The organism is Streptomyces sp. NPDC088923, from assembly GCF_044749745.1.
Taxonomy (GTDB): domain Bacteria; phylum Actinomycetota; class Actinomycetes; order Streptomycetales; family Streptomycetaceae; genus Streptomyces.
Map to the genome: position 1 here is coordinate 126,902 of NZ_JBIVIO010000011.1, position 23,502 is coordinate 150,403.

Consider the following 23,502-nt stretch of genomic DNA (forward strand, 5'->3'; position numbering starts at 1 on the left):
GCGCAACCGAAAGGCACCCACGTGTCCCGTACCGCCCTCCTCCTCATGGACTTCCAGAACGCCCACGCCACCCGCGTGGACCCCACCGCCCTCCCCCAGGCCGCCGCAGCCCTGAAGGCCGCGCGTGAGAACGGGATCCTCGTCATCCACGTCGCACTCCGCCTGCTCCCGGGGCACGTCGACGGGCACCCGAACAACAACGTGTTCGGCAAGCTCCCGGCCGACCGCTTCGTACCGGGCGACCCCGACGCCGAGATCCACCCCGACGTGGCCCCCGCCGACGACGAGGTCGTCCTGTACAAGAACCGCGTCAGCGCCTTCGCGGGCACCAACCTCGACCAGATCCTCCGCGCCCAGGACATCGGCCACCTCGCCCTCGCGGGCATCGCCACCGGTGGCATCGTGCTCTCCACGGCGCTCCAGGCGATCGACCTGGACTACCGCTTCACGGCGCTCTCGGACGCGTGCGCGGACCCGAACCCGGCGCTGCACGACGTGCTGCTGAAGGACCTCCTCGCGCGGCGGGGCGAGGTCGCGACGGTGGGGGAGTGGGCGGCGACGCTCTGAGGAGGCCGAACTCCGGTACGGGCCGGGCCGCTTCGCGGGGCCCGGCGCGTACCGGTGGGCCGCTTCGCGGAAGCCGCCAGGCGGGCTACTCCGCCGCCTCCAGCCGGACGGCCCGTACCGCGAGGCCCAGCTCCGCCACCGCCTGCGGGGCGCCCAGCGACTTGCCCGTGAGCGCCTCCACCTTCCGCAGCCGGTAGCGCACCGTGTTCGGGTGGCAGTACAGGAGCCGCCCCGCCTCCTCGGCCGAGCCCCCCGCCGCGAACCACGTCTCGACCGTGTCCAGCAGCCGGTCCCGCTCCGCCGCGCCCAGTGCGAGTACGGGCCCGAGGACGAGCCGTGCCACGCGGCCCGCCTCCTCGGGCGCGGCGGCGGCGACGACCGTCAGCGGGTTGTCCTCGAAGCGCGCGACGCCCGCGCGCGGGAGACCGCGCAGCGCGAGGCGCGCGAACCAGAGGGCGCGCGGCGTCTCGCGCAGCGAGTCGTACGGGGGACTCACGCCGATTCGCGCGTGCGCGACCCGCCCCAGCCACTCCCCGAGCGCCTGCACCGCACCGGCGCCGGGCACCCCCACCACCCCGATCTGCTCGTCGGGCAGCAGCCGCCACGCCGAGCGCAGCCCCGCCGAGAGCAACGCCGCCTCGATCCCGGGCAGCGCCTCGCGCCCCGGCAGCGCGTCCCCGTCCTCCGAACGCGCGACCGCCACCACGAAGGGCCCGTCCAGCGCGAGCCCCAGCGCCCGCGCCCCCTCGCGCAGCCCCGAACGCTCCGCGAGCACCCCCGTGAAGAGCGCCTCGACGAGCGCCGAGCGTTCGCGTTCGCGCGCGAGGAGGCGCTCGGCGGTCGCGGCCCGGTGCGCCTCGGCCGCCGCGTCCGCGTACACCCCCGCGAGCTGCCACAACGTGGCGGAGAGCGTCACGAGGTCGTCCGCGGTGACCTCCTCGCGGTGCGCCGCCTCGCGGACGAGCCGGTGCCACAGCGACTCGAAGCCGATGCGGAAGGCGCGCGTCATGTCGGCGACCGAGACGCCCTGCGCCGCGCGCTCGCGGCCCGTCGCCGCCGCGGCCGACACGTCCGGCGCCGACTCGCCCGCGAGGAAGCCGAGGACCTGCCGGGCGTTGCCGAGCGTCGAGGCGTGCAGCGCCGCGCGCGGGACCGGGTCCTCGGCGCGGTACGCCTCCGCCTCGGCCCGGATGCTCTCGTCGAGCTTCTCGGCCAGCTCCTCCTCGCGCGCGAGGAGCGTGCGCGCGAGCGGGATCGTGCCGGGCGGCGGGGCGAGGGGCGGAACGGGAGGCATACGGCGCACGGTAGCGCCGCGCGGGCGCGCCCGCCGCTGTGGCGTTGTTCACGGCGACAACGTGAGACGCCTCGCATTGTGGCGGGGAACATGGCCCCGTACGGAGCGCGGGGCGCACGATGGCCGGTGGCGCCCGGCACCGTGGCCGGGCGGCCCGAAGACCGGCGGCGGGTACGTACGCGCCGGGCCCGGGCGAGCGCGAGGAAGCGGAGCACCCCCATGAGCGACGTGGCCAAGGAGCGGAGCGCCGTCGCGGCGGCCCCCGAGGAGTCCACCGGCAGCCTGGTCCACCACCTCCTGGACACCGCCCGCCGCACCCCCGCCGCCCCGGCCCTCCTCCTCGGCCCGTACTCCCTCGACTACCGCGCTTTGGAGCGCTCGACCGCCGTCGTCGCAGCGCGCCTGCGCGCCGAAGGGCTCACGCCGGGCGACCGCGTCGGGCTCATGCTCCCGAACGTCCCCGAGTTCGCCGTCCTCTACTACGGGGTCCTGCGCGCCGGGGGCGTCGTCGTCCCGCTCAACCCGCTCCTCAAGGAGCGCGAGGTCGCCTTCCACCTCGCCGACAGCGGCGCCCGCGCCCTGTACGCCTGGGACGGCGTGCCGGGCGAGCCGGCCGAGGGCGCGGCGAAGGCCGACGTACCGCACCACCCCGTGCGCCTCGGGCAGTTCACCCCGGCCGGGACCGACCACCTCGAAGCCCCCGACGCCCTGACCGAGCGCGGCCCCGACGACGACGCCGTCATCCTCTACACCTCCGGCACCACCGGCCACCCCAAGGGCGCGCAGCTCACCCACCGCAACCTCGCGAGCAACACCGCGACGACGGTCGGCCTCGCGCGCCTCACGGGCGCCGACACGATCCTCGGCTGCCTGCCCCTCTTCCACGCCTTCGGCCAGCTCACCGGGCTCAACGCCGCCGTCCTCTCGGGCGCCGCGCTCGCCCTCGTCCCGCGCTTCGACCCCGCAGCCGTGCTCGACACGCTCACCGCGACGCGCGCCACCGTCTTCGAGGGCGTGCCGACGATGTTCGCCGGGCTCCTGCACCACCCGGACGCCGCGCACGCCGACGCGTCCTCGCTGCGGCTGTGCATCAGCGGCGGCGCCGCGATGCCCGTCGAGGTCCTGCACGCCTTCGAGAAGGCGTTCGGCTGCGACGTGCTGGAGGGCTACGGCCTCTCGGAGACCTCGCCCGTCGCCGCCTTCAACCACCTCGACCGCCCCCGCAAGGCCGGCTCGATCGGCACACCGGTCGCGGGCGTCGAGCTGAGCGTCCTGGACTCGGAGGGCACGGAGCTCGCGGACGGCGAGATCGGCGAACTGGCCGTGCGCGGCCCGAACGTCATGAAGGGCTATTGGCGGCGCCCCGAGGCCACCGCCGAAGTCCTCCTCCCCAGCGGCTGGCTGCGCACGGGCGACCTCGCGCGCCGCGACGAGGACGGCTACTACTCCATCGTCGACCGCAAGAAGGACCTCATCATCCGGGGCGGCTACAACGTCTACCCGCGCGAACTGGAAGAGGTCCTGTACGAGCACCCGGCCGTCCTGGAGGCGGCGGTCCTCCCGGTCCCGGACGCGCGCCTCGGCGAGGAGGTCGGCGCGGCGATCGTCCTGCGCCCCGGCGCGGACGCGACCCCGGAAGCCCTGCGCGCCTGGATGAAGGAACGCGTGGCGGCCTACAAGTACCCGCGCCGCGTGTGGTTCCTCCCGGAGCTGCCGAAGGGCCCGACGGGCAAGATCCAGAAGCGGGACATCGCGGTGCCGGAGACGGTCTGAGGGCGGCAGGGCCTTCGCGTACGTACGAGACCGGGCCGTCGCCCGGCCCCCGCCCCCCTCACCCCCGGGGCGGGGGCCGCAGCGCCGCCAGGGTGTCCACGAGCCGCGCCGTGTCCCCGTCGTGGACGAGCGCGTCCTCGTCGGCCCCCGGCGTCTCGAACCGCGCCATGAAGTCGTCGAGCGCTTCCGGAGTCACGGTGAGCGCGTTGGCGTCCTCGCGCAGGTTCCGTACCGCCAGCCGTGCCAGCAGTTCCTCGCGGGAGCCCGGCAGGTACACCAGTACGGCCCGCGCTCCCGCACCGCGCGCCGCGTCCCGCCACGACTGCCGCTCCGCCCGCCGCCACAGGCCGTGGTCGAGCACGACGTCCCGCCCCGCCCCCAGCTCCGCGCCGAAGCGCGCGCGCACCGCCTCGACGGCCGGCCGCTCCCGCGCGGCGTACGTGTCCTCCGGGTAGTCGACCCCGTACCTCCCGTGCAGCCGGTGCACCTCCTCGTCGACGGAGAGCCGCACGAAGCCGCGCGCGGCGAGCGCCCGCGCGACGGTGGTCTTCCCGGAGCCCGTCAGCCCCACGAGCAGCACGGCGATCGCCACGTACACCCCTTTCGTCCGGGACCGTCCCTCGTCCCGCCCATTGTCCGGGCCCGGCACGCTCGTCCCGCCCCCCGCCACCGAGGCGCCCCCACCCCGGGGGCGTAGGCTGAATCGGTCCGTACCCCCCGACCGCTGTGAAGCGAACCGCCCCCGAAAGGTGACAGCCGGTGACCGAGCAGGCCGACCTTCAGTCCGTCCTCGACCGTGCCGCCGCAGGCGGTCGCATCACCGCCGAGGAGGCGCTCGACCTCTACCGCGACGCGCCGCTGCACGCGCTCGGCGCCGCCGCCGACGCGATCCGCCGCCGCCGCTACGCCGGTACGGAACACATCGCGACGTACATCATCGAGCGCAACATCAACTACACGAACGTGTGCGTCACGGCCTGCAAGTTCTGCGCCTTCTACGCCGCCCCGAAGGACACGAAGAAGGGGTGGAGCCGCGACCTGGACGACATCCTGCGCCGCTGCGCGGAGACCGTCGAGCTGGGCGGCACGCAGATCATGTTCCAGGGCGGGCACCACCCGGACTACGGCGTCGAGTACTACGAGGAGCACTTCGCCGCGATCAAGAAGGCGTTCCCGCAGCTCGTCATCCACTCCCTCGGCGCCTCCGAGATCGACCACATGGCCCGTATCTCCGGCGTGAGCGCCGAGGAGGCGATCCGCCGCATCCACGCCGCCGGTCTCGACTCCTTCGCGGGCGCGGGCGCCGAACTCCTCCCCGCGCGGCCCCGCAAGGCCATCGCGCCGCTCAAGGAGTCCGGCGAGCGCTGGCTGGAGATCATGGAGACCGCCCACAACCTGGGCGTCGAGTCGACCGTCACGATGCTCATGGGCACGGGCGAGACGAACGCCGAGCGCATCGAGCACCTGCGCATGATCCGCGAGGTCCAGGACCGCACCGGCGGCTTCCGCGCCTTCATCCCGTACACGTACCAGCCCGAGAACAACCACCTCAAGGGCCGCACGCAGGCCACGATGTTCGAGTACCTGCGGATGATCGCGATCGCCCGCATCTACCTCGACAACGTCGCCCACATCCAGGGCTCCTGGCTCACCACGGGCAAGGAGATCGGCCAGCTCTCGCTGCACTACGGGGCCGACGACCTCGGCTCGGTGATGCTGGAGGAGAACGTCGTCTCCTCGGCGGGCGCCAAGCACCGCTCCAACCGACAGGAGCTGATCGACCTCATCCGCACGGCGGGCCGCGTCCCGGCGCAGCGCGCGACGACGTACGAGCACCTCGTCATCCACGACGACCCGGCGAACGACCCGGTCGACGACCGCGTGGCCTCGCACATCTCCTCCACGGCGATCGACGGCGGCACCGCGCACCCCGAGCTGAAGCTCATCCCGGCGAGCTGAGCGGACGGAACGCGTACGTGCTGACGCTGCACACCGCGCCGCTCGTGGACGCGGGCGACGGCACCCCCGTACTGACCGGGGGTGCCGTCGCCGTCTCCGGCGACCGGATCGAGGCCGTGGGCCCGCTCGCCGCGCTGCTCGCCACGTACCCCGAGGCGCGGGTACGCCAGTGGCCGGGGCGCCTCGCCCCGGCCCGCGTCCACACGGGCCCGCCCCCGGCGGCGCCGAGCCCCCGCGAAACGGTCCGCGCCCTCTTCGCGAGCGGAGCGACGGCGTTGCTGGTGGACGGCCCGCTCGCCGCGCCGCTCCGCGAGGCGGCGACACGCGGCGGCCTCCGCCTCGTCGCGACCCCGCCCCCGACCCCCCTCACCGAGGGCGCCCGCGCGGACCTGCGCGCGACGACGGACGACGGCGAGTGCGTGGCGACGGTGTGCGCGGGCCGACTGGTCTACCGGCGGCGCTGAGCCCGCCCCTCACCCCTGCGGCGGCCCGGATACGTCGAGCGGCCGTACGCCCGGCCGCGCCGCGCGCGGGAGCCGGTGCAGCGTCAGCAGCGGAACGCACATCCCGAAGCCCACGGCTGCCAGCCCCCACCAGTCCCCGCCCACGACGTCCCCCACCCCCGCCACCACGAGGACCCCGCCCACGACCCACCGCACCCGCCCCGGCACCCCACCCCTGAAGTACCAGCCGTGCCGGGCGGCGAAGGCCGCGATTCTCGTGCGCACCATGGTCTGCTCCCCTCTCGTGCTCCGGGTCGCAGTATCTCAGCGGGGGCGCCACCGGCGCGTGTTCGCGCAGGTCAGGACCGTTCGTCAGGCCCCGCGCCCGTACGCGCGTCACGGTGCTCCACGTCCGTACGCGCGTCACGGTGCTCCACGTCCGCGAGGGCACGCTCCGTCTCCGCGATCCGCTTGCCGTCCCGCCGCCAGGACATGGCGAGCACGAGTGCCACGAGGAGGCCCACGGCGGCCGTGAGGAGCGCGGCGGGCACCTCGCCGTCCAGCAGGAAGAGGACGAGGACACCCCCGCACAGGAGGCCCAGGATGATCCACGCGACCACGAACTTCCCCCGCTTCGCGCGCCGTTCGCGCGTGTAGGCGAGGTAGGCGCCGAGTAGACGGCGTCCTTCCGCGTCCTCGGGGACCTTCTTCTTCCGGAAGGCGCGCTGCGCGCGGCGCGCCCCCGCCAGGTCCGTCCCCATGGCCTCGGCGACCCCGCCTGCCTGCCAGCGCCCGTTCAGGGCGGTGACGATCCAGACCGGGATCATCACCGGCAGGAACTCGCCGGGTCTCTCGCCGAGGAGCAGCATCACCACGGTCCCGGCGATGATCCCCGCCGCCAGCACCAGAGCCATGCGAGCCCACTCACGCGGCCCGCCGAAGCGGGCCCGGACAGCTCTCGCGCCCATCCCCATCGCCTCCCCGTCCCGGCCTCCGGCCGCACCGGCGGGTACCCCCCATGGCACTTCCCACGCAACCGGCCTTCTCCGAACGTCCATACCGGGCCTGGCCCGGCGCCGGACTCCTCAGCCGTCAGCCCGCCCGCGCCCGGCCTCCGCCAGCGCCCGTTCCCTTGTCGCGAGACTCTTGCGCAGGCGGCCGCGCAGACCGAGGCTCACGAGGGCGAGGACGAGGTACATGCCGAGGAAGAAGAGCGCTGTCCCGTACCGCCCGGCCACCAGGAAGCCCGCGACGCCGAGCACGAAGCAGACGCCGCCCCAGCCGAAGAGCCCCAGGAAGCGCCGGGGGCGGGTGAACTCCTCGCGGTAGAAGCGCACGTAGGCCGCGAGCAGCCTGCGGCCCTCCGCGTCCCCGGGCACCTCGTTGCTCCGGTACGCGCGCCGGGCGCGGGACACCCCCGCCGCGTCCGTGCCCAGTGCCTCGCGCAGTGCCTTCTCCTGCCGCAGGACCGCCATCCGTCCCCACCCCTTCGCGCTGCCCGGAGCCGCCCCCGGATCATTGGCGCACGGGTACCCCGCTCCGTCTCGCGCGTGCCTCGACGCGTTGTGGATGCGCTCGTGGGCGGCATGCCGCGATCAGGTCCGGGCCCGGACCCCCTCACGGGGCCCGGGCCCGGACCTTGCCCCCGCCGACCTCCGGAGGACAGCAGTGCTCAGCCGAAGGAGAGACAGGCGTCGGCAGTGGGGGTGACACCCTGGGCGAACTGGATCATCTGCTGGTGGGTCAGGCCCGCCTCGGCGGGGAACTGAATCTCGACGGTCTGGTTCTTCCCGTCGGGGAACAGGAGCAGCTCGGCGCCCTTGTCGGCGGTCGCCCCGAGCCATCCCGCCCGGCCCCGCACGGTCACCTTGGTGAACCCCTTCGTGTCGGCGGGAGGGCCGCCGTCGAGCGTGACGGCGATGGCCTGGTCGAAGTGGACCTCCTCGTCGCTCTGGCTCAGGGTGACGCCCGGCGGCGTCGCGACGAAGCTGCACTGGCCGTCCCAACTCACCTTCCAGCCCGAGGGGACGCTCTTCACGCGGAAGCCTTCGGGCTGGGCTCCGGTGTAAGCCACCAGCTGAAGGGCTTGCGGCGGTTGGCTGACGGTCGCCGAGGGGGTGGAGGGAGCGGCGTGCGACGGCGTCAGGGGTGACGCCTCGGAGCCGTGCCGGTCGCCGGGCCCGGCCGTCACCACCGCCGTCGCGGCGGCCGCGACGACCGCGACTGCCAGGCCGGCACCAGCGGTCCGACGGCGACGGCGGAGCCTCGCCGCTTTGTGGCCGCGTTCCAGGTCAGCGGCGATCGTGGTGGCATCGACGGGGGCGTGATCGCCGCTGTGGCGCAGTGCGGCCAGCGAGTCGACGAGGTCGTCGGTCCGCGCTTCATTCATCGCGTATCTCCATCTGTTCAGTGGGAGGAATTCGCAGGTTGGGGGAGCATCTTCCGCAGCCGCAGCAGTCCGCGGCTGCTCTGGCTCCGCACCGTTCCCTGGCTGCAGCCCAGCACCTGGGCTGCGGCGGCCACGTCGAGGCCCTCGACGTAGCGGAGGACGACAGCCGCCCGCATCCGGGTCGACAGACAACCCAGGAGTGCCAGCAGGTCGGCGTAGTCGGTGTAGGGCTGTTCCGGCCCGGCCGTATCGGGTACCTGCGCGTGGACCTGCTCACGCCGGCGGAAGACGGTGCGGCGGTCGTCGATCGCGGCGTTCACCACGCAACGACGCCCGTACGCGTCGAGATTGGCCCCGCGCAGACGCGGCCACGCCAGGTAGAGGCGGGTCAGTGCCGTCTGCACCACGTCCTCGGCCCGACCCTGATCCCCCGACAACAGCAGCACCGCCAACCGCACCAGCCCGGCACGGTGTGCCCGTACGAACGCGGTGAATTCCTGGTCCCGTTCCACAGTCGGCTCCACAGGCACGCATCCTCTGTGCGACGAGTCTCTCTTCGGTCACCCCTTTCACGGATGCGAGGGGCCCCGGCGTTGCACGGAGCCCGGAAATTCTCGGCGCACCGGGGCGCGGACGGCCGCGCGCGCCACCCTCACCCCCTCACCGCCCGTCTTCGCGCGGCCCTCCCCGGCCCTCCCCGGCCGTGATCACCCCACCGCAGGCCGCTCGATAAGCGTCACCCGGTTTCCGGAGGGGTCGTGGACCGCGGCGAAGCGGACCTCGTCCTTGCCCGGGGTCGCCGCGCCCGCCGCGATGCCGTGCGCGGCCAGCGTGGCGAGTTCCGTGTCCAGGTCGGTGACCGCGAGGTTGATCAGGGCCTTGCCCGCGCGGTCGGGGTCGGTGAAGACCTGGAGCCAGCCGCCGTCGGTGAGGTGCCAGTCGGCGAGGCCCGGCATGGGGCGGGCGTCGGCGGGGCGGCCGAGCAGGCGCGCGTACCAGTCGACGGCGGCCTCGTGGTCGGTGACGGGGGCGACGGCGAGGACGTGGGTGATGTGCACGGGGGCTCCTGTACGTGTGGGAGGCGGAGTACGCGGGCGACCCCTCAGTCTGCGGCGCCGCCGCCCGCACCCGCGAGCAGCCGCGCGAAGTCGCCCCCCTTCTGCGCCACCCCCGTGCACCGCTCCCGCGAGGTCTCGCCCTTCGCGCAGGCCCGGTCCCGGAAGGACGCCCACATCGACAGGCCGCCGAGCCCCGCCAGGACCGCGAAATCGTGCGTGCGCCGCGCGTCCGCCCGCGTGAACGTCTCGTGCGGTACGTCGTTGACGCCCGGCATCACCGTCATGCGCAGCCGCTTCCACGCGGTACGGGAGGACCAGCCGAGCGCGTCGCGGAGCTGGGCGTGCGCGGCGCGCGCCGCCCGCTCCCCGTACGCGCTCATCGGGCCCTTCGCGTCCGGGTACGCGGAGCCGTAGCTCATCGTCATGATGTTGACCTCACCGACCCGCACGCCCGCCGCGCGCAGCCCCCGCAGCAGCGCCCGCGCGTCCGCCTCCAGGCCCTCCGGCATGACGGGCAGCGTGACGGAGACGTCGAGGCCGTCGCCGGATTGCAGCCGCGCGAGCGCCTTCGCACGGCGCGCGTTCGCCGCCGGATCGCCGAGCGCCTCGCCCTCGATGTCGAAGTCGGCCCGGTCCGTACCGGCCGCGTCGAGCGCGTCGCGGTACGCGGCGGCCAGCTCGTCGACCGAGTCGCAGGCCCGCGCCAGTTCCGTACCCGCCTCGCCGCCGAAGGACACGCGGGCGGGGCGCAGCCCCGCGGCCCGCCGCACGACCGCCGGGTCGTCGACCGGCTCCGTACCGCCCCACACGGGCACGCACCGCCGCGGGCCCGCCGCGACGGCGAAGGCGAGCCGGTACTCGTCCGGGTGAGCCGTCGCGTCCAGCGCTGACGCGGACTCCGCGCTCACGTACGGGGCGAAGCCGAAGCGGTGCGGGGGCGCGGAGTCGGCGGAGTCGCCGGGCCCGCCGGAGCAGCCCGCGAGGAGCAGCGGCAGCGCGCAGGCGAGAGCGGGCAGCGGGGAACGGCGGGGCGGCAGAGGCACGAGGGAGTCCCTTTCGGGGGAGGCCGGTGGAGCCTCCCGAACGTCCCACGCCGGGCCGCTCCGTGCGGCGTTTCCACCGTATTCGTCGGACAACTGCCCGTTTCTGCGATCCGCTGTCCGTTCCGCCCGCTTCCCCCCGCGGACCGTCCCCGGGCGCGGCCCGCTCCCGGCCCCGTACGCCGTCTTTATCCGCGCCTGCCACAATGAGCCGGTGACCACACGCGCATCCCTGGACAAGCAGCCGCAAGAAGTCGCTTCGATGTTCGACGGTGTGGCCAAGCGCTACGACCTCACCAACGACATCCTCTCCTTCGGCCAGGACCGCGCCTGGCGTGCGGAGGTGGCGAAGGCCGTGGACGCGCGCCCGGCGCAGAAGGTCCTCGACCTCGCGGCCGGTACCGCGACCTCCTCGCTGCCCTTCACCCGCACCGGCGCCTACGTCGTGCCCTGCGACTTCTCGCTCGGGATGCTCCAGGTCGGCAAGCAGCGGCACGGCTGGCTGCCGTTCACCGCCGGGGACGCGACCAGGCTGCCCTTCCGCGACGACGTCTTCGACGCGGTCACGATCTCCTTCGGGCTGCGCAACGTGAGCGACACCCCGGCCGCGCTGCGGGAGCTGTACCGGGTGACGAAGCCGGGCGGGCGCGTCGTGATCTGCGAGTTCTCCTCACCGACCTGGGCGCCCTTCCGCACCGTCTACACCGAGTACCTCATGCGCGCCCTGCCCTCCGTGGCCCGCGCGGTCTCGTCCAACCCCGACGCGTACGTCTACCTCGCCGAGTCCATCCGCGACTGGCCCGACCAGCCCGCCCTGGCCTCGCTGCTCCAGGACGCGGGCTGGTCGAAGGTCGCCTGGCGCAACCTGACGGGCGGCATCGTCGCGCTGCACCGGGGGTTCAAGCCGCAGGAGCGCTGAGCCCGCCCCCGGGGGGTACGGGTCGGGGCGACCTCAGCCCGAGACCGCGACGCCCTCCGGCCCGTCCGCGTCCGGCTCCGGCTTCTCGCGCTCCAGGCCGCTCGCGCCCGGCCCCGGATCGAGCGGTTCCCGTACTCCCGTACCGCCGCCGCCCTCGTCGCCCTCGTCCGGCCACGTGTCGAACCACAGCGTCACGACGGCGCCGTGCGGCACGCGCGCGCCGGGCTCCGGGTACTGGCGTACGACGTAGTCGAGGCCGCCCTCCAGGACCTCGGGATCGTCGGGCGACTCGGTCGCCAGCCCCTTCTCCTGCGCGGCCGTCACCGCGTCCATGGCCATGAGGCCGAGCAGGCGCGGCACGAGGACGAACTCGGTCGGCTCCGGCACGAGCGAGGACATGCTCTCAACTCCCCAGGTCTGGCGGTACCCAACGGTAGCGGCGCCCCAGGTGCGAGGCGGTCGGTACGCGCGGGACGCTCCGGAACAGGCGTGTGCCCCGGATCGGGGCGCGCTCACACGGAGCGGTGGTACGGGGGGCTCACCCGCCGCGCCCACGAGGTCACAGCGCCAGCTCGTACCTCCTGCCCCGCTCCGACCCGTCCGGCAGTTCGAACGTTTCCGCGTGTCGCATCCCGAGCCGCTCCGCGACCGCGAGCGAGCGCGTGTTGCGCTCCTTGACCATCGCGACGACCCGCGGGACCCCGGCCGCGCGCAGCCGGTCCAGGGTCGTGCGGGCCGCCGCCGTCGCGTAGCCGCGGCCCCAGGCGGTACGGGCCAGGCGCCAGCCGATCTCGACGGCGCCGACCGGGCCGAAGTGGGCGTGCGGCCACGGCTGCGCGCCCGTGAAGCCGACGACCTCGCCCGCCGCGTCGGTCACCGTCCACAGGCAGTAGCCCAGTTCGGCGTCGTGGCGGCGCTGCCGGGCGGTCAGCTCCTGGTAGACGGAGAGCTCGGCGGGGCGGCCGCCGTGGAACTCCATGACCTCGGGGTCGGCGAAGACGCGGTGCCAGTGGTGCGCGTCCTCGTCGAGGGGGACGCGGAGGGCGAGGACGGGGGCGGGGGGCGAGGTGGTCAATTCCGGTCAGCCCTTCGGTCGGGGGAGACGGCGCCTGAATAGACTGCCCGTGTCCGGTGCCGCTCGGCACGTGATTTCAAGTCGTCGGGAGAAGTGTCGTGGCCGAGGCCCTGTCCGAACACAGCGCGGATGTGATCGTGGTGGGCGCCGGACCCGCCGGGTCGGCGACCGCCTACCACCTGGCGAAGGCCGGACTCGACGTCCTGCTCCTGGAGAAGACGGCGTTCCCGCGCGAGAAGGTGTGCGGCGACGGGCTCACGCCGCGCGCCACGAAGCAGCTGATCGCGATGGGGATCGACATCTCCGAGGAGGCGGGCTGGCTCCGCAACAAGGGCCTCCGCATCATCGCCGGTGGCAACCGTCTCCAGCTCGACTGGCCGGAACTCGCCTCCTTCCCGGACTACGGGCTCGTCCGCAAGCGCGACGACTTCGACGAGCAGCTGGCCCGCGCCGCGCAGAAGGCGGGCGCGCGGCTGTACGAGCGCTGCAACGTCGGCGCGCCGATCACCGACGAGGCCGGCCGCATCACGGGCGTGCACGCGAAGCTCGGCGAGGAGAAGACCCCGGTCACCTTCCACGCCCCGCTCGTCGTCGCCGCCGACGGCAACTCGACGCGGCTCTCACTCGCGATGGGCCTGCACCGGCGCGAGGACCGCCCGATGGGCGTCGCGGTCCGTACGTACTTCACCTCGCCGCGCCACGACGACGACTACCTCGAATCGTGGCTGGAGCTGTGGGACCGGCGAGGGCCGGGCGAGGACCGGCTCCTGCCGGGCTACGGCTGGATCTTCGGCATGGGCGACGGCACGTCGAACGTCGGCCTCGGCGTCCTCAACACGTCCTCGTCCTTCAAGGAGCTGGACTGGCGCGAGGTCCTGAAGGCGTGGTGCGCCTCGATGCCCGAGGAGTGGGGCTACACGCCGGACAACATGACGATCCCGATCCGCGGCGCGGCCCTCCCGATGGCCTTCAACCGCCAGCCGCACTACACGAAGGGGCTCCTCCTCGTCGGCGACGCGGGCGGCCTGGTCAACCCCTTCAACGGCGAGGGCATCGCCTACGCGATGGAGTCCGGCGCGATCGCGGCCGACGTCATCGTCCAGGCCCACGGCCGCCGCACCCCGCAGCTGCGCGAACTGACGCTCCAGCGCTACCCGAAGGTCCTCAAGGACACGTACGGCGGCTACTACAGCCTGGGCCGCGCCTTCGTGAAGCTCATCGGCAACCCGAAGATCATGAAGCTCGCGACGGAACGCGGCCTCACGCACCCGGTCCTGATGAAGTTCACCCTGAAGCTCCTCGCCAACCTGACCGACCCGACGCACGGCGACGCGATGGACCGCATCATCAACGGCCTGACGAAGGTGGCGCCGAGGGCGTAGGCGGAGCGGGGGCGGGGCGATGGCGGGCGAGGGCTCCCCGCCGTCGCGCCGTCACGCGGCCTTCGTGCAGCCGCCCGTACGGCCTTCGCGCCGCGAGGTACGCCGCGGTCGCGCCCAGGCCGGCCGTCGGCGGCAGGGGATCGAGCCCGCCCAGTACGAGTACGGGTGCGCCGAGCCCCACGTGCAGCAGCCACGTGAAGCCGACCGCGACGGGGAGCGGTTCGCTCTCCGGGTCCAAGAGCAAATGCGCTCCGGACGGGGAGCTGAGGAGTACGGGCCGGGCGAGCGCCGGTGGCGCTGCGCGCGCGGCGGGGCGCAGTCCCCACCGTACGTACGCCGCGCGCAGCCGCTCCGCCTCCTCCGCCGTACCCGGTGCGAGCAGCAGATGCGGGACGGCCGCGCCGCCGCCGAAGGTCACCCAGCTCCAGACCCCGGGGCCCCTCACGGGGTCACCGCGCCGAGACAGCCCTGTGCCAGAAGGTGTACGACGCCCACGTGCCACTCCGCGCACCCGCCGTCGTCCATCCGCAAGCGGAAGCCGCAGGACTTGCCCTCGGCGAGTGCGGCCAGCGACATGATGCGCCCACCCCGGTCCAACACCCCAGTCGCACGCGCCCGTTCAGCTTCACTGAGGGCAAACGTGCCACGGTCCCGCAGATCCCGTATGACGAACCGGAGTGCGTGCGGTGCGTGGAGGAACGCGACGGGCGGACCGGTGCGGAGGGGCCTCACGGTGTCGAGACGCTCCGCGTGGACGACATAACCGGTGGTGTACATGGATGGTCCTCCGTGCACGGCCGGGCCCGCTGGAACGCAGGCTCGGCAAACCACTCCGCAGGAGCGGTGAGACCGCTTGCGGACGTGGAGTGACCGTAGTCGCACGGAGAGAAGCGTGGCAAGGATGCTACGGAGCATGTATGGCGCTGCCGATGCGCTCGGTGCGCAGGCCGGGCGCATCGCCAGTGGCGCGCGCTCCCCTGTGGGCGGGCTCAGTCGAGCAGATGGTCGAATTCGCCGGCCTTCACGCCCAGGAGGAACGCTCGCAGGTTGTCGCTCGTCGTGCTCACCACCATGTCGGGCGCGGTGCTCTCGCGAAGGTCGATCGTGCCGGGAGCGGTGCTGCGCAGTTCGATGCAGTTCTCTCCGCCTGCCCCGGAGAAGGACGACTTCTGCCAGGCGTGGGAAGGATTCATGTTGTGCGGTCTCACAGTTCTCGTGCGATGTAGCGGATGAGGTGCCGGGACTCGTCCGGCGGAAGGCTCGCCTTCTCGGCGACGTCTATGAGGGCGGGGTAGCGTCCGAGATCCGCCGGGGCGTCCAGCAGTCGGCCACCGAAAGTCGCGTCGATCTGCACCGTGTCGAGCTGAGGGATGACACCTCGGGCGAGCAGCGTCGGTTGCGTGGCCTCGATGAACTCCGTGGTACTGAACGGGATGACCCGCACCACGATGTGCGGCAGAGTGGACAGTTCGGCGAGATGGTCCAGTTGTTCGCGCGTGACGTCCCGTCCGCCGAAGCGCATGCGCAGGGCCGCCTCATGGATCAGCATCGTGCAGGGGGTGGGCGCATCGGTGTGCAGAATCCGCGCCCGCCGCATCCGGAACTCGACTCTCGCTTCGATCTCGTCGGGCGGCAGAGGCGGGATGGCGCTGCGGTACAGCGTGCGGGCGTAGTTCTCCGTCTGGGCCAGCCCCGGCATCGTGAGGGCCTGTACCGAGCGCAGCTCTACGGCATGGTGCTCAAGTTCGGCGATGTCCAGGAACGACGGCGCCAGGATCCCCCGGTACTCGTCGAACCACAGCGCCCCCCGCCGCTCCCGCGCGATCCCGCACAGGGCCTCGACCAGCTCCGGCGCCGCGCACTCGTAGTACGTGCACAGGCGGCGGACGCGGTCCTCGCTGACGCCGATGCGGCCGGCCTCGATGTGGCTGATCTTGGCCTGGTCCACGGAGAGCATCCCGGCGGCCTCGCGCGCGGTGCGGCCCGCCGCCTCGCGCAGCTTCCGCAGCTCCGTGCCGAGCCGGACCTGTCGGGCGGTCGGGTTGTCCCTGGGCGGCATGGCTCTCTTCTCTACCGGAAGCTGGTTCGCGTCTTCGGTCGGAGGCCAGCTGAGGGTTCGGCCGAATGTTCAACGGAAGGCACGACTGAGGGCTCAGGCGAATGTTAAAAGTGGAGTTCCGAGTCTGCCGTCTCGCCGGGGAGCGGGTCCACTCGCATTGGCGATGGGCGGACGGGCACAGGTGCCACGGGGCAGTGATGCCCCTGGCGGGGAGGAGGGGTCATGGCGACTGGCGCGCCGAAGGCATCGGGAGCCGTTCCGTGGGATGAGCTGAAGAAGGAGTTCGGCTTCACCGAGGAGGAAGCCGTCAGCGTCCGGCGTCGGACCGGCGCCCTTCTGGCGCGGGTGGACGCGCTTCGGCGTACGGGGCGGGAGGCCGGGGCCGGAGAAGCGGGCCCGGTGTCCGGCTGAGCAGGGGAGCGGGCCCGGGGTCTCGTGCAACCTTTGCGGGGCCGGTCTCGTCGGTCTTGGCATGCGTCAGCCAGTGCGGGAGTCTCTCTTCTTCTTCGCGTACACCGCGCCCCTGTGGGCCGTCGTGTGTGGGCTCGTCGGGTGTGTGCTCTTCGGGGCCGGTGTATTGCGGGCGCGGGACCGGGGGGTCTCGGTGTGGTGGCCGCCGGATGGGGCGTTGGGGTTCGCGGGGGTGTTGCTGGGGCTCGCTGTCGGGGGCGGGGCCTATGGCCTCGGGTTCTGGGCGGGGCTCACGGGGTTCGACGCGGGGGCGTGCGACGCGGTGGGGCTGCCCGGGGCGCGGTTCGAGGAGCGGTACACGTGGCCGCTCAGCGTGAAGTGCGTGGCGGACGGCGGGGCGCAGGTGCGCGAGTTCGTGCCGGCCGTCGTCAATCCCCTTGTCGTGCTTGGTGGTTGCCTCGACCTCCTCGGGGTCGGTGTGCTCGCCTGGCGTGTGGTGCGGCGCGTTCGCGCGCGTCTTTGGCCGTCCGCGACACGGCTTCCGCGGTAGCCGGTTCGGGTGGTGCGGGCGCCTACGCTGCGGGGCGTGCGTCATGTGATCGAAAGGTCACTGAACGGAACGGGGAATTGTTGTGAGACTCACCAGCCGTGTTGCCGCCTTCGGCACCGCTTTCGCCACCGCCGTCGCCGCCACCATCGTCTTCAGTGGGGTTCCGGCCTCCGCCGCCGGGGGGTACTGGGCGCCCTCGTGCGATGCCGGGCGGGCCTGTATGCGGCTTTCCGGGGGGCGGCAGGGGGCTGGGGGTGCGGTGTGGAACCTGGACGGGTGCGGGTACCACACGATCAAGGACCACTACGGCTGCGCCTGGGCCCACGGCAACGCCTTCGGCGTCAAGTACGCGGACGGGCGTGGGGACCGCGTGCAGCCCAACTCCGGTCGCCCGCTGGACGGGAACAACCTCGTGACGGGTGTCGAGGTGCTCTGCTGAGCGCGTGACGTCGGCGGGGAGGCGCGGGCAAGTCCGTGCCTCCCGCCGTCCGTTGGGTCACAGGCCCAGCAGGCGCTCCGCGTTCTCGTGGGCGATCTTCCGTTTGTCGGCCTCCGGGAGGTCCGCCTGCTCCAGGAACGGCACCGCGCCCTCGTTGCCGATGAACGGGTAGTCGACCGCGAAGACGATCCGCTCCAGCGGCATCGTCTCCAGGCAGAACCGAAGTTGCGCCTGGCTCCACATGCCGCTCGGCGCGATGTACACGTTCCCGCGGAAGTACTCGTGGAAGCTGCGGTCCAGGCCCGTCGCCCGCTGGGGCAGCGCCTCGTTCACGCGGTCGAGGTAGAAGGGGATCATCTCGCCCCAATGCCCCAGGATGAACTGGAGGTTGGGGTACCGGTCGAGGACGCCGGAGTGGACCAGGTGCAGGAAGTGCACGGCCGTTTCCTGGTGCCAGCCCCACGCGGCGGTCTGGAGGCGCGTCTCGGTGACCAGGGGGAGTCCGGCGGCGTAGTTGCTGTCCGTGATCTCGCGCGGAGGCACGCCCGGGTGCAGGAAGACCGGCACGTTCAGTGCCGCCGCCTTGGCGAGGATCGGCTCGAAGCGCGGGGCGTCGAGGAACTCGCCCTCGGTGCGGCCGAAGATCATCGTGCCGACGAAGCCCAAGTCGTTGACCGCGCGGTCGAGTTCGGCGACTGCCGCTTCGGGCGCGGCAGTCGGGAGCGAGGCGAAGGCCGCGAAGCGGTCGGGGTGGGCCCGTACCGCTGCCGCTGCCTTGTCGTTCGCCGCGGCGATCACCTCGGGCGCGACGTCGGCGGGCACCGTCTGCGCGCCGAGGCACGAGAGGACCTGCATCGTGATGCCGCCCGCGTCCATGTCCGCGAGCCGCTTCTCCGCGAGGTCCTGGAGCACCTCGGGCGACGGCGAGTACGGGAGGCCGCTCGCCGGCCCGAACGCCTCGCCGAAACCGGGGCTGAGGGCCTGCGCCTCACGCCCGCCCGCCTTGGCGACGGCGGGGTCGGCGAAGTGCTCCTCCAGAGCGATGATCTTCATGGGGGGTTCGTTCCCTTCGGTGGTTCGGGTTCTTCGGTGGCACGGGTCCGGCGGTACGGGTGCGGGGCGGGTCCGTGCCGTCAGGCGCGCGTGTACTCGATCCCCGCGCACCACACGCGTACGACCGTGCGGCTCGCGCGGATGTCGGTGAGCGGGTCGCCGGAGAGCAGGACGAGGTCCGCGCGTTTGCCAGGGGCGATGACGCCCCGGTCGTCGAGCCCGAAGTGCAGGGCGGGCAGCACGGTGGCCGCCCGCAGCGCCTCCACCGGGCTCAGGCCCGCGGCCGTCAGCAACTCCAGTTCGTGGTGGACGCTTTCGCCGTACGGGGGCGAGGACGGCGCGGCCGCCGTGTGGTTGGCGTCCGTACCGGCGAGGACGGGCACCCCCGCCCGGTGCAGCGCCGCGACACTCGCGCGGGCCGCCTCGTACGAGGGCCCCGGCGCCCCGGGGCGGGCGAGCGCGGCCGCGATGCCCTCCATCATCGTGAGCGTCGGCACGATGACGCGGCCCTCGCGTGCCGCCCGCTCCACGTCGGCGTCCTCCATCGGCCGGTCGAGCGGCGCGTGGGTCAGGACGTCGACGCCCGCGCGCTGTGCCGTCCGGGTCGCTTCGAGCGCCGGGGCGTGCGCGATCGTGCGCAGCCCGTGCCGGTGCGCGGCCGCGACGAGCGCGTCCACGGTCTCCTGGCCGAAACCGGGCGAGTCGATGATGAGCTTGATGTGGTCGGCGCCCTCGGCGAGGCGTTCCGTGACGAAGCGCTCCGCGGCCGCCGCCGTGGCCACGAGGGAGCCCTCGGGCAGGCCCATGTGGGCCGCGTGCCCGCTCGCGGGCGAGGTGGCGGCGTAGGTGCTGCTGCGGATATCGGTGAGGCCGGGGCGCCCGCGCAGGGCGTCGACGCGCGAGGCGGGCCAGGTCCCCATGTCGAGGGCCGTCGTGATGCCGTACGCGGCGAAGGCCCGCAGCGTGTTCTCGTCCTCCAGGTGGACGTGCGCGTCGATCAGTCCCGGGAGCAGGACGCCGCCGTTCCCGTCGATCTCGCGCGCGCCCCGCGTGTCACCGGGCTCGCCGATCACGGGGCCGTCCACGACGACCGTGGCCGGGGGCAGCAGTTTCTCGCCGTCGAAGACGCGCACGCCGGTGAGGGCGAACCTCTCGGCCGGAGGCGTCGCGGGCGTCGTGGGCCGGGTGCTCTCGGGTGGCTGTGCTTCGGGCACTGTCGTCTCGCCTTCCGTGAGATTAGTGGACAATTCTGTCCACTAAGCGCCACGGTACACCCGCCGTGCTTTCGCGCCACCCCGCCGTGCCGCGCTATAACGGCAGGTGTGAGCAGCGCACCCCGGCCATCCGACGATCCCGCCGCCCCCGACCGCCCGGCGAGGGCGACACGGCGGCGCGGCCAGGCGTTCACGCGCGCGCTCCACGAGGCCGCCCTGGAGGAACTGGCGCTCACGAGCTTCGAGGAGCTGGCCTTCGACAAGATCGCGGCGCGCGCGGGTACGGGGAAGTCGGCGCTGTACCGGCGCTGGTCCACGCCGAAGGAACTCGTGCTCGACGCGCTCGCCGACCCGGACACGGGCTTCGGCACACCCGTCGGTCCCGACACGGGCTCGCTCCGCGGCGATCTGACGCAACTGCTCGGCAATTTCGCCCGCGTGCTCGACGAGCCGCACGGCAGGGCCCTGCGCCCGCTGATGACGCAACGCCCCCGGCACCCCGAACTCTTCGACGAGGTCATGCGGTTGATCGTGCTGCCCTACGAGCGCATCCTGCTCGACGTCCTGGCCCGCGCGGTCGGCCGCGGCGAGGCCGACCCGCGCCGCGTGAACCGCAGGGTCGCCTCGGTGGGGCCGCGCATGGTCGTCGCGGAGTCGATGCAGAAGGGGACGGTGGACGCGGCGGAGGTCGAGGCGATCATCAGCGAGGTACTGCTCCCGCTGGCGGCTTCGCGGGCCTGACGGGGAAGGGGCGGTGGGGGCGGCGTAAACGGCGGGACCCTACCGGCGCCACACGGTGAACACGGAGAGAAGAAGAGGGAAAGACGCGGGCGCCGTGCGAGAAGTTATTCGATCGTCGCCGCTGCCCGTACAACCTTTCGCGAGGTGGTGGAAATCACAGCTGAGGTACCGTCAATGTCCGTCTTTAGGGGCCGTTTTATCGCTTGATCGAGGCTTCTTCGCGTGCTGCCATGACCACGCTCAGGAAGGCCACAGGAGTACGCGACCTGTCGGCACATTCCGATACAAGACGGGGAGTGCGATGAGGAATTACGGCCCACCAGATGTGAAGGCGAGCGGAAAACGGGCCATGGTGCGCATCTCGGCACCGCGGCGGCGGGCGCTCTCGCCGTGGTGACCGGCGCCCCCGCCCCGCCCATGCGGGAGGCCGCCACCGTCAGCGCGGCGGACGACACCCCCGGGTACGCCGTGGAGGACTTCGCCTCCCCGCGGGCGGACGAGATCCTGGCCGAGAAGGGCCTCGTCCCGAAGCGCGGCGACGGGCACGTCGCCCTCGCCGACCGCGTGGCGCACACCGGTCAGCCGCTCTCCGAGCACACGTGGACCCCCGTGGGCGAGTCCGCCGACCCGGAGAACCGCGACGTCCCGCCCGCCGACCTCAGGACCTCCGCGTAGCCCCAGGCAGCCGCCCGTGAACCACGCCGCGGTCCGGTACGTCCCGGACGCGCGGTCCTCGCTCCAAGGAATCGATTCACCCATGACCGACAGAACCACGCGCGTGAGCGGACGCTCGCGTCTCCTCGCGCAGGGCGCGGCAGCCCTCCTGGCCCTCCCCCTCGCGCTGAGCGCCGTCCCCGCCGCCGCCGTCACAGGCCCCGCCTCCGAGCCGTCCGACACGACGCACGCGTACACCGCGCGGATCATCACCGGCTCCCACGACCACGGCTGCTCCGGCGTGCTCGTAGACGCCGACTGGCTGCTCACCGCCGCGAGCTGCTTCGCCGAGGACCCGGCGCAGAGCCTCTCCGTGCCCGCCGGGGCGCCCCGGCAGCCGGTGACGGCCACGATCGGCCGCACCGACCTCACCTCCACCTCGGGCGCCGAGCGCAAGATCGTCCAGCTCGTACCCCGTACCGACCGCGACGTCGTCCTCGCCCGGCTCGACCGGCCCGTGACCGGCATCGCCCCCGCGTCCCTCGCCACGGCGGCCCCCGCCGCGGGCGAGGAGCTGAAGTTCGCCGGGTACGGGCGGACCGCGGACGAGTGGGCGCCGCTCAGGCTCCACACCGCCGCCTACTCCGTCGACTCCGTGGACGCCACGAGCGCCCAGGTCACCGGCAAGGACGGCGCCGCCGCCTGCGCGGGCGACTCCGGCGGCCCCGTGCTGCGCGGCAGCGGCGCCTCCGCCCAGCTCGTCGCCCTCACCAGCCGGTCCTTCCAGGGCGGTTGCTTCGGCATCGACGAGGAGCAGACGAGTACGGCGGGCGTCGCCGCGCGCGTCGACGACCTGAAGTCCTGGGTCGACGCCACGACCGGTGCCCCCGGGATCACCGACTTCAACGGCGACGGCGTCGAGGACATAGCCGTCGCCGACCCCCGGGCCACCGTGGGCGGCGACGCCGGGGCCGGTCTCGTACGGGTCGTGTACGGCGCCGGCAAGGGCGTCGCCCAGCTCGACCAGGACCTCGACTGGGTGCCCGGAGGGGCCGAGGCGAACGACGGCTTCGGCGGAGCACTCGCCACCGTCGACTACAACCAGGACGGCTACACCGACCTCGTCGTCGGCACCCCGGGCGAAGCGCTGGGCAGCGTCTCGGGCGCCGGCTTCGCCGACATCCTCTTCGGCGCGCCCGGCGGCCTCGGGACCGGCACCGTCAAGGCCCAGCACTTGGAGCAGGGTGCGGGCACGGGCTCCCTCAAGGCCTCCACCCCCGAGACGAACGACCACATGGGCCAGTCCCTCGCGGCCGGGACCACCGCCGAGGGCCGCCCGTGGATTCTCATCGGAGTCCCCGGCGAGTCCATCGGCAAGCTCGCGGCGGCCGGTATGGCCACCTACGTCTACGGCGACACCAGCCGCTCCCTCTACCAGGACCTTCCCGTCAACACGCCGGGGGCGTCGGAGGCGAACGACAGGTTCGGCGCCGCCGTCGCGGGTGACGAGAACTACTTCGCGATCGGCGCGCCCGGCGAGGCGGTCGGCACCGACACCGACTCCGGCACCGTGGCCCTCTTCAGCCACACCCTGGACGCGGACGGCAGGCCCACGGCCATCGGCGGCATGGACCAGGACAACGACGCGGTGAGTGGCGCCGCCGAGAAGGACGACGAGTTCGGCGCCTCGCTCGCGATGACCTCGTACCGCACCTCCGCGACCTCCGGCAGCGGCACCTCGATGCTGGCGATCGGCTCGCCGGGCGAGATGACCTCGCAGGGCGGCACGCAGCGGGCCCAGGCGGGACGGGCGATCCTGGTCAAGATCAACCCGGACAAGACCTGGAGCTACATTCACGAGCTGCGCCAGGGCGAGGTCGACGACACCGTGAGCGGTGCCTCGGAGACCGGCGACCGGATGGCCGAGAGCCTGAGCATCGTCAACACCGCGCCGCACGCGGTCGCCACGACGAGCACGCTGCTCGTCGCCGTCGGCATCCCGGGGGAGGCGCTCGGCACCGAGGCCAAGGCCGGCGCCGTGCAGGTCTTCTCGGCGCTCGGCGCGGCCGGTGACAACGACGTGTGGGTGGAGGCCGGCAACGAACCGGGCCTGCCCGGCCCGTACAAGGCCAACCAGCGCGTCGGCGAGAGCATCCACTTCACCGGCACCCGCCTCTACGTCGGCATGCCCAACGGACCGAGCGCGTACGGGGCCCTGCACACCCTGCCGATCGGCAACGTCGTCCCCGGCGGCACCAAGGGGGCGGTGACCACGTACCAGCCCGGCACCGGCGGTCTGCCCGCCGCGGGCAAGGCGTTCGGCTCCGCCGCGCGCTGAACCGCGGTCGCCCGACGAGGCGTGGGGGGGGCGGGCACCCCCCCCCCCCCCCCCCCCCCGGGGGGCCCCGCCCCCCGACACCACCCGCGGGCGCCCCCCCCGCGGGCGGGGACGAAAGAGCACACAGACGTATACTGGTGGTAG

The 23,502-nt window shown here is 73.3% G+C and carries 29 protein-coding genes; 12 read left to right on the forward strand and 17 right to left on the reverse strand.

The window, feature by feature from the left end:
- The first annotated feature begins 21 nt into the window (after nt 1-21).
- The gene (locus tag ACIP4O_RS29140) at nt 22-567 is read left to right on the forward strand and encodes a cysteine hydrolase family protein (protein ID WP_401579018.1); all 546 of its coding nucleotides are present in this window, start codon (nt 22-24) and stop codon (nt 565-567) included.
- Nucleotides 568-652: 85 nt separating this feature from the next.
- Here ACIP4O_RS29140 and ACIP4O_RS29145 read toward each other — a convergent pair whose 3' ends face one another.
- On the reverse strand, nt 653-1,861 hold the full coding sequence (locus tag ACIP4O_RS29145; protein WP_401579020.1) for a PucR family transcriptional regulator: 1,209 nt from the start codon (nt 1,859-1,861) through the stop codon (nt 653-655).
- A 219-nt stretch (nt 1,862-2,080) separates the two neighbouring features.
- Here ACIP4O_RS29145 and ACIP4O_RS29150 point away from each other — a divergent pair, with 219 nt between their 5' ends.
- Nucleotides 2,081-3,634 (forward strand): long-chain fatty acid--CoA ligase, encoded by a 1,554-nt coding sequence (locus ACIP4O_RS29150; RefSeq protein WP_401579022.1) that lies wholly within the window; start codon nt 2,081-2,083, stop codon nt 3,632-3,634.
- Nucleotides 3,635-3,692: 58 nt separating this feature from the next.
- Here the strand turns inward: ACIP4O_RS29150 and ACIP4O_RS29155 are convergent, their stop codons facing one another.
- The gene (locus ACIP4O_RS29155; RefSeq protein WP_401579024.1) at nt 3,693-4,226 is read right to left on the reverse strand and encodes an AAA family ATPase; all 534 of its coding nucleotides are present in this window, start codon (nt 4,224-4,226) and stop codon (nt 3,693-3,695) included.
- Nucleotides 4,227-4,393: 167 nt separating this feature from the next.
- Here ACIP4O_RS29155 and mqnC point away from each other — a divergent pair, with 167 nt between their 5' ends.
- Nucleotides 4,394-5,593 (forward strand): cyclic dehypoxanthinyl futalosine synthase, encoded by a 1,200-nt coding sequence (gene mqnC / locus ACIP4O_RS29160; protein WP_009067989.1) that lies wholly within the window; start codon nt 4,394-4,396, stop codon nt 5,591-5,593.
- 17 nt (nt 5,594-5,610) lie between these two features.
- On the forward strand, nt 5,611-6,057 hold the full coding sequence (locus tag ACIP4O_RS29165; protein ID WP_401579026.1) for an imidazolonepropionase-like domain-containing protein: 447 nt from the start codon (nt 5,611-5,613) through the stop codon (nt 6,055-6,057).
- A gap of 9 nt (nt 6,058-6,066) precedes the next feature.
- On the opposite strand, the gene ACIP4O_RS29170 is transcribed toward ACIP4O_RS29165, so the two are convergent.
- From ACIP4O_RS29170 to ACIP4O_RS29200, 7 genes are all read right to left on the reverse strand, one after another.
- Nucleotides 6,067-6,324: a hypothetical protein gene (locus tag ACIP4O_RS29170; RefSeq protein WP_401579028.1), complete on the reverse strand. Its 258-nt coding sequence runs from the start codon at nt 6,322-6,324 to the stop codon at nt 6,067-6,069.
- Between the two features lie 71 nt (nt 6,325-6,395).
- Nucleotides 6,396-6,950 carry a hypothetical protein gene (locus ACIP4O_RS29175; RefSeq protein ID WP_401579030.1) on the reverse strand — a complete coding sequence of 185 codons (555 nt, stop codon included), beginning with the start codon at nt 6,948-6,950 and terminating at the stop codon, nt 6,396-6,398.
- A gap of 171 nt (nt 6,951-7,121) precedes the next feature.
- Nucleotides 7,122-7,511: a hypothetical protein gene (locus ACIP4O_RS29180; RefSeq protein WP_401579031.1), complete on the reverse strand. Its 390-nt coding sequence runs from the start codon at nt 7,509-7,511 to the stop codon at nt 7,122-7,124.
- A 197-nt stretch (nt 7,512-7,708) separates the two neighbouring features.
- Nucleotides 7,709-8,425 (reverse strand): hypothetical protein, encoded by a 717-nt coding sequence (locus ACIP4O_RS29185; RefSeq protein WP_401579033.1) that lies wholly within the window; start codon nt 8,423-8,425, stop codon nt 7,709-7,711.
- A 17-nt stretch (nt 8,426-8,442) separates the two neighbouring features.
- On the reverse strand, nt 8,443-8,937 hold the full coding sequence (locus tag ACIP4O_RS29190; RefSeq protein ID WP_401579034.1) for a SigE family RNA polymerase sigma factor: 495 nt from the start codon (nt 8,935-8,937) through the stop codon (nt 8,443-8,445).
- A 195-nt stretch (nt 8,938-9,132) separates the two neighbouring features.
- On the reverse strand, nt 9,133-9,483 hold the full coding sequence (locus ACIP4O_RS29195) for a VOC family protein (protein WP_401579036.1): 351 nt from the start codon (nt 9,481-9,483) through the stop codon (nt 9,133-9,135).
- Between the two features lie 44 nt (nt 9,484-9,527).
- A complete protein-coding gene (locus ACIP4O_RS29200) occupies nt 9,528-10,526 on the reverse strand; it encodes a chitinase (protein ID WP_401579037.1) in 999 nt (332 codons plus the stop codon).
- 259 nt (nt 10,527-10,785) lie between these two features.
- Here ACIP4O_RS29200 and ACIP4O_RS29205 point away from each other — a divergent pair, with 259 nt between their 5' ends.
- On the forward strand, nt 10,786-11,442 hold the full coding sequence (locus ACIP4O_RS29205) for a demethylmenaquinone methyltransferase (RefSeq protein ID WP_401579075.1): 657 nt from the start codon (nt 10,786-10,788) through the stop codon (nt 11,440-11,442).
- 33 nt (nt 11,443-11,475) lie between these two features.
- Here ACIP4O_RS29205 and ACIP4O_RS29210 read toward each other — a convergent pair whose 3' ends face one another.
- Nucleotides 11,476-11,841 carry a PASTA domain-containing protein gene (locus tag ACIP4O_RS29210; protein ID WP_164290909.1) on the reverse strand — a complete coding sequence of 122 codons (366 nt, stop codon included), beginning with the start codon at nt 11,839-11,841 and terminating at the stop codon, nt 11,476-11,478.
- A gap of 160 nt (nt 11,842-12,001) precedes the next feature.
- Nucleotides 12,002-12,517 carry a GNAT family N-acetyltransferase gene (locus ACIP4O_RS29215; RefSeq protein ID WP_401579039.1) on the reverse strand — a complete coding sequence of 172 codons (516 nt, stop codon included), beginning with the start codon at nt 12,515-12,517 and terminating at the stop codon, nt 12,002-12,004.
- Nucleotides 12,518-12,615: 98 nt separating this feature from the next.
- On the opposite strand from ACIP4O_RS29215, the gene ACIP4O_RS29220 reads away from it, so the two are divergent.
- A complete protein-coding gene (locus ACIP4O_RS29220; protein WP_361329119.1) occupies nt 12,616-13,899 on the forward strand; it encodes a geranylgeranyl reductase family protein in 1,284 nt (427 codons plus the stop codon).
- Here ACIP4O_RS29220 and ACIP4O_RS29225 read toward each other — a convergent pair.
- The 4 genes from ACIP4O_RS29225 to ACIP4O_RS29240 all read right to left on the reverse strand — a co-directional run bounded on the left by ACIP4O_RS29225 (nt 13,865) and on the right by ACIP4O_RS29240 (nt 15,958).
- On the reverse strand, nt 13,865-14,344 hold the full coding sequence (locus ACIP4O_RS29225) for a hypothetical protein (protein WP_401579041.1): 480 nt from the start codon (nt 14,342-14,344) through the stop codon (nt 13,865-13,867). The two genes, ACIP4O_RS29220 and ACIP4O_RS29225, sit on opposite strands and share 35 nt — an antisense overlap.
- Entirely contained in the window at nt 14,341-14,475 is a 135-nt protein-coding gene (locus tag ACIP4O_RS29230; protein WP_401579043.1) for a hypothetical protein, read from the reverse strand. The genes ACIP4O_RS29225 and ACIP4O_RS29230 overlap by 4 nt, the downstream gene beginning before the upstream one ends.
- 413 nt (nt 14,476-14,888) lie before the next feature.
- On the reverse strand, nt 14,889-15,092 hold the full coding sequence (locus ACIP4O_RS29235; protein ID WP_401579044.1) for a DUF397 domain-containing protein: 204 nt from the start codon (nt 15,090-15,092) through the stop codon (nt 14,889-14,891).
- 11 nt (nt 15,093-15,103) lie between these two features.
- Complete coding sequence (locus tag ACIP4O_RS29240) at nt 15,104-15,958, reverse strand: helix-turn-helix domain-containing protein (RefSeq protein WP_401579046.1); 855 nt, start codon at nt 15,956-15,958, stop codon at nt 15,104-15,106.
- Nucleotides 15,959-16,180: 222 nt separating this feature from the next.
- On the opposite strand from ACIP4O_RS29240, the gene ACIP4O_RS29245 reads away from it, so the two are divergent.
- The 3 genes from ACIP4O_RS29245 (at nt 16,181) to ACIP4O_RS29255 (ending at nt 17,358) form a co-directional block, all read left to right on the forward strand.
- Entirely contained in the window at nt 16,181-16,369 is a 189-nt protein-coding gene (locus ACIP4O_RS29245) for a hypothetical protein (protein ID WP_401579048.1), read from the forward strand.
- Nucleotides 16,370-16,430: 61 nt separating this feature from the next.
- A complete protein-coding gene (locus ACIP4O_RS29250) occupies nt 16,431-16,919 on the forward strand; it encodes a hypothetical protein (protein ID WP_401579050.1) in 489 nt (162 codons plus the stop codon).
- Between the two features lie 82 nt (nt 16,920-17,001).
- On the forward strand, nt 17,002-17,358 hold the full coding sequence (locus ACIP4O_RS29255; RefSeq protein WP_401579052.1) for a hypothetical protein: 357 nt from the start codon (nt 17,002-17,004) through the stop codon (nt 17,356-17,358).
- 57 nt (nt 17,359-17,415) lie between these two features.
- On the opposite strand, the gene ACIP4O_RS29260 is transcribed toward ACIP4O_RS29255, so the two are convergent.
- Both ACIP4O_RS29260 and ACIP4O_RS29265 read right to left on the reverse strand, forming a co-directional pair.
- Nucleotides 17,416-18,411, reverse strand: coding sequence for an amidohydrolase family protein (locus ACIP4O_RS29260; protein WP_401579054.1), 996 nt, complete (start codon nt 18,409-18,411; stop codon nt 17,416-17,418).
- Between the two features lie 80 nt (nt 18,412-18,491).
- Nucleotides 18,492-19,625 carry an amidohydrolase family protein gene (locus ACIP4O_RS29265; RefSeq protein ID WP_401579056.1) on the reverse strand — a complete coding sequence of 378 codons (1,134 nt, stop codon included), beginning with the start codon at nt 19,623-19,625 and terminating at the stop codon, nt 18,492-18,494.
- A 108-nt stretch (nt 19,626-19,733) separates the two neighbouring features.
- On the opposite strand from ACIP4O_RS29265, the gene ACIP4O_RS29270 reads away from it, so the two are divergent.
- From ACIP4O_RS29270 to ACIP4O_RS29280, 3 genes are all read left to right on the forward strand, one after another.
- The gene (locus ACIP4O_RS29270; protein WP_401579058.1) at nt 19,734-20,366 is read left to right on the forward strand and encodes a TetR/AcrR family transcriptional regulator; all 633 of its coding nucleotides are present in this window, start codon (nt 19,734-19,736) and stop codon (nt 20,364-20,366) included.
- Nucleotides 20,367-20,756: 390 nt separating this feature from the next.
- Nucleotides 20,757-21,041, forward strand: a complete 285-nt coding sequence (locus ACIP4O_RS29275; RefSeq protein WP_401579060.1) for a hypothetical protein — start codon at nt 20,757-20,759, stop codon at nt 21,039-21,041.
- Nucleotides 21,042-21,123: 82 nt separating this feature from the next.
- Nucleotides 21,124-23,358 (forward strand): trypsin-like serine protease, encoded by a 2,235-nt coding sequence (locus ACIP4O_RS29280; protein ID WP_401579062.1) that lies wholly within the window; start codon nt 21,124-21,126, stop codon nt 23,356-23,358.
- The last annotated feature ends 144 nt before the right edge of the window (nt 23,359-23,502 follow it).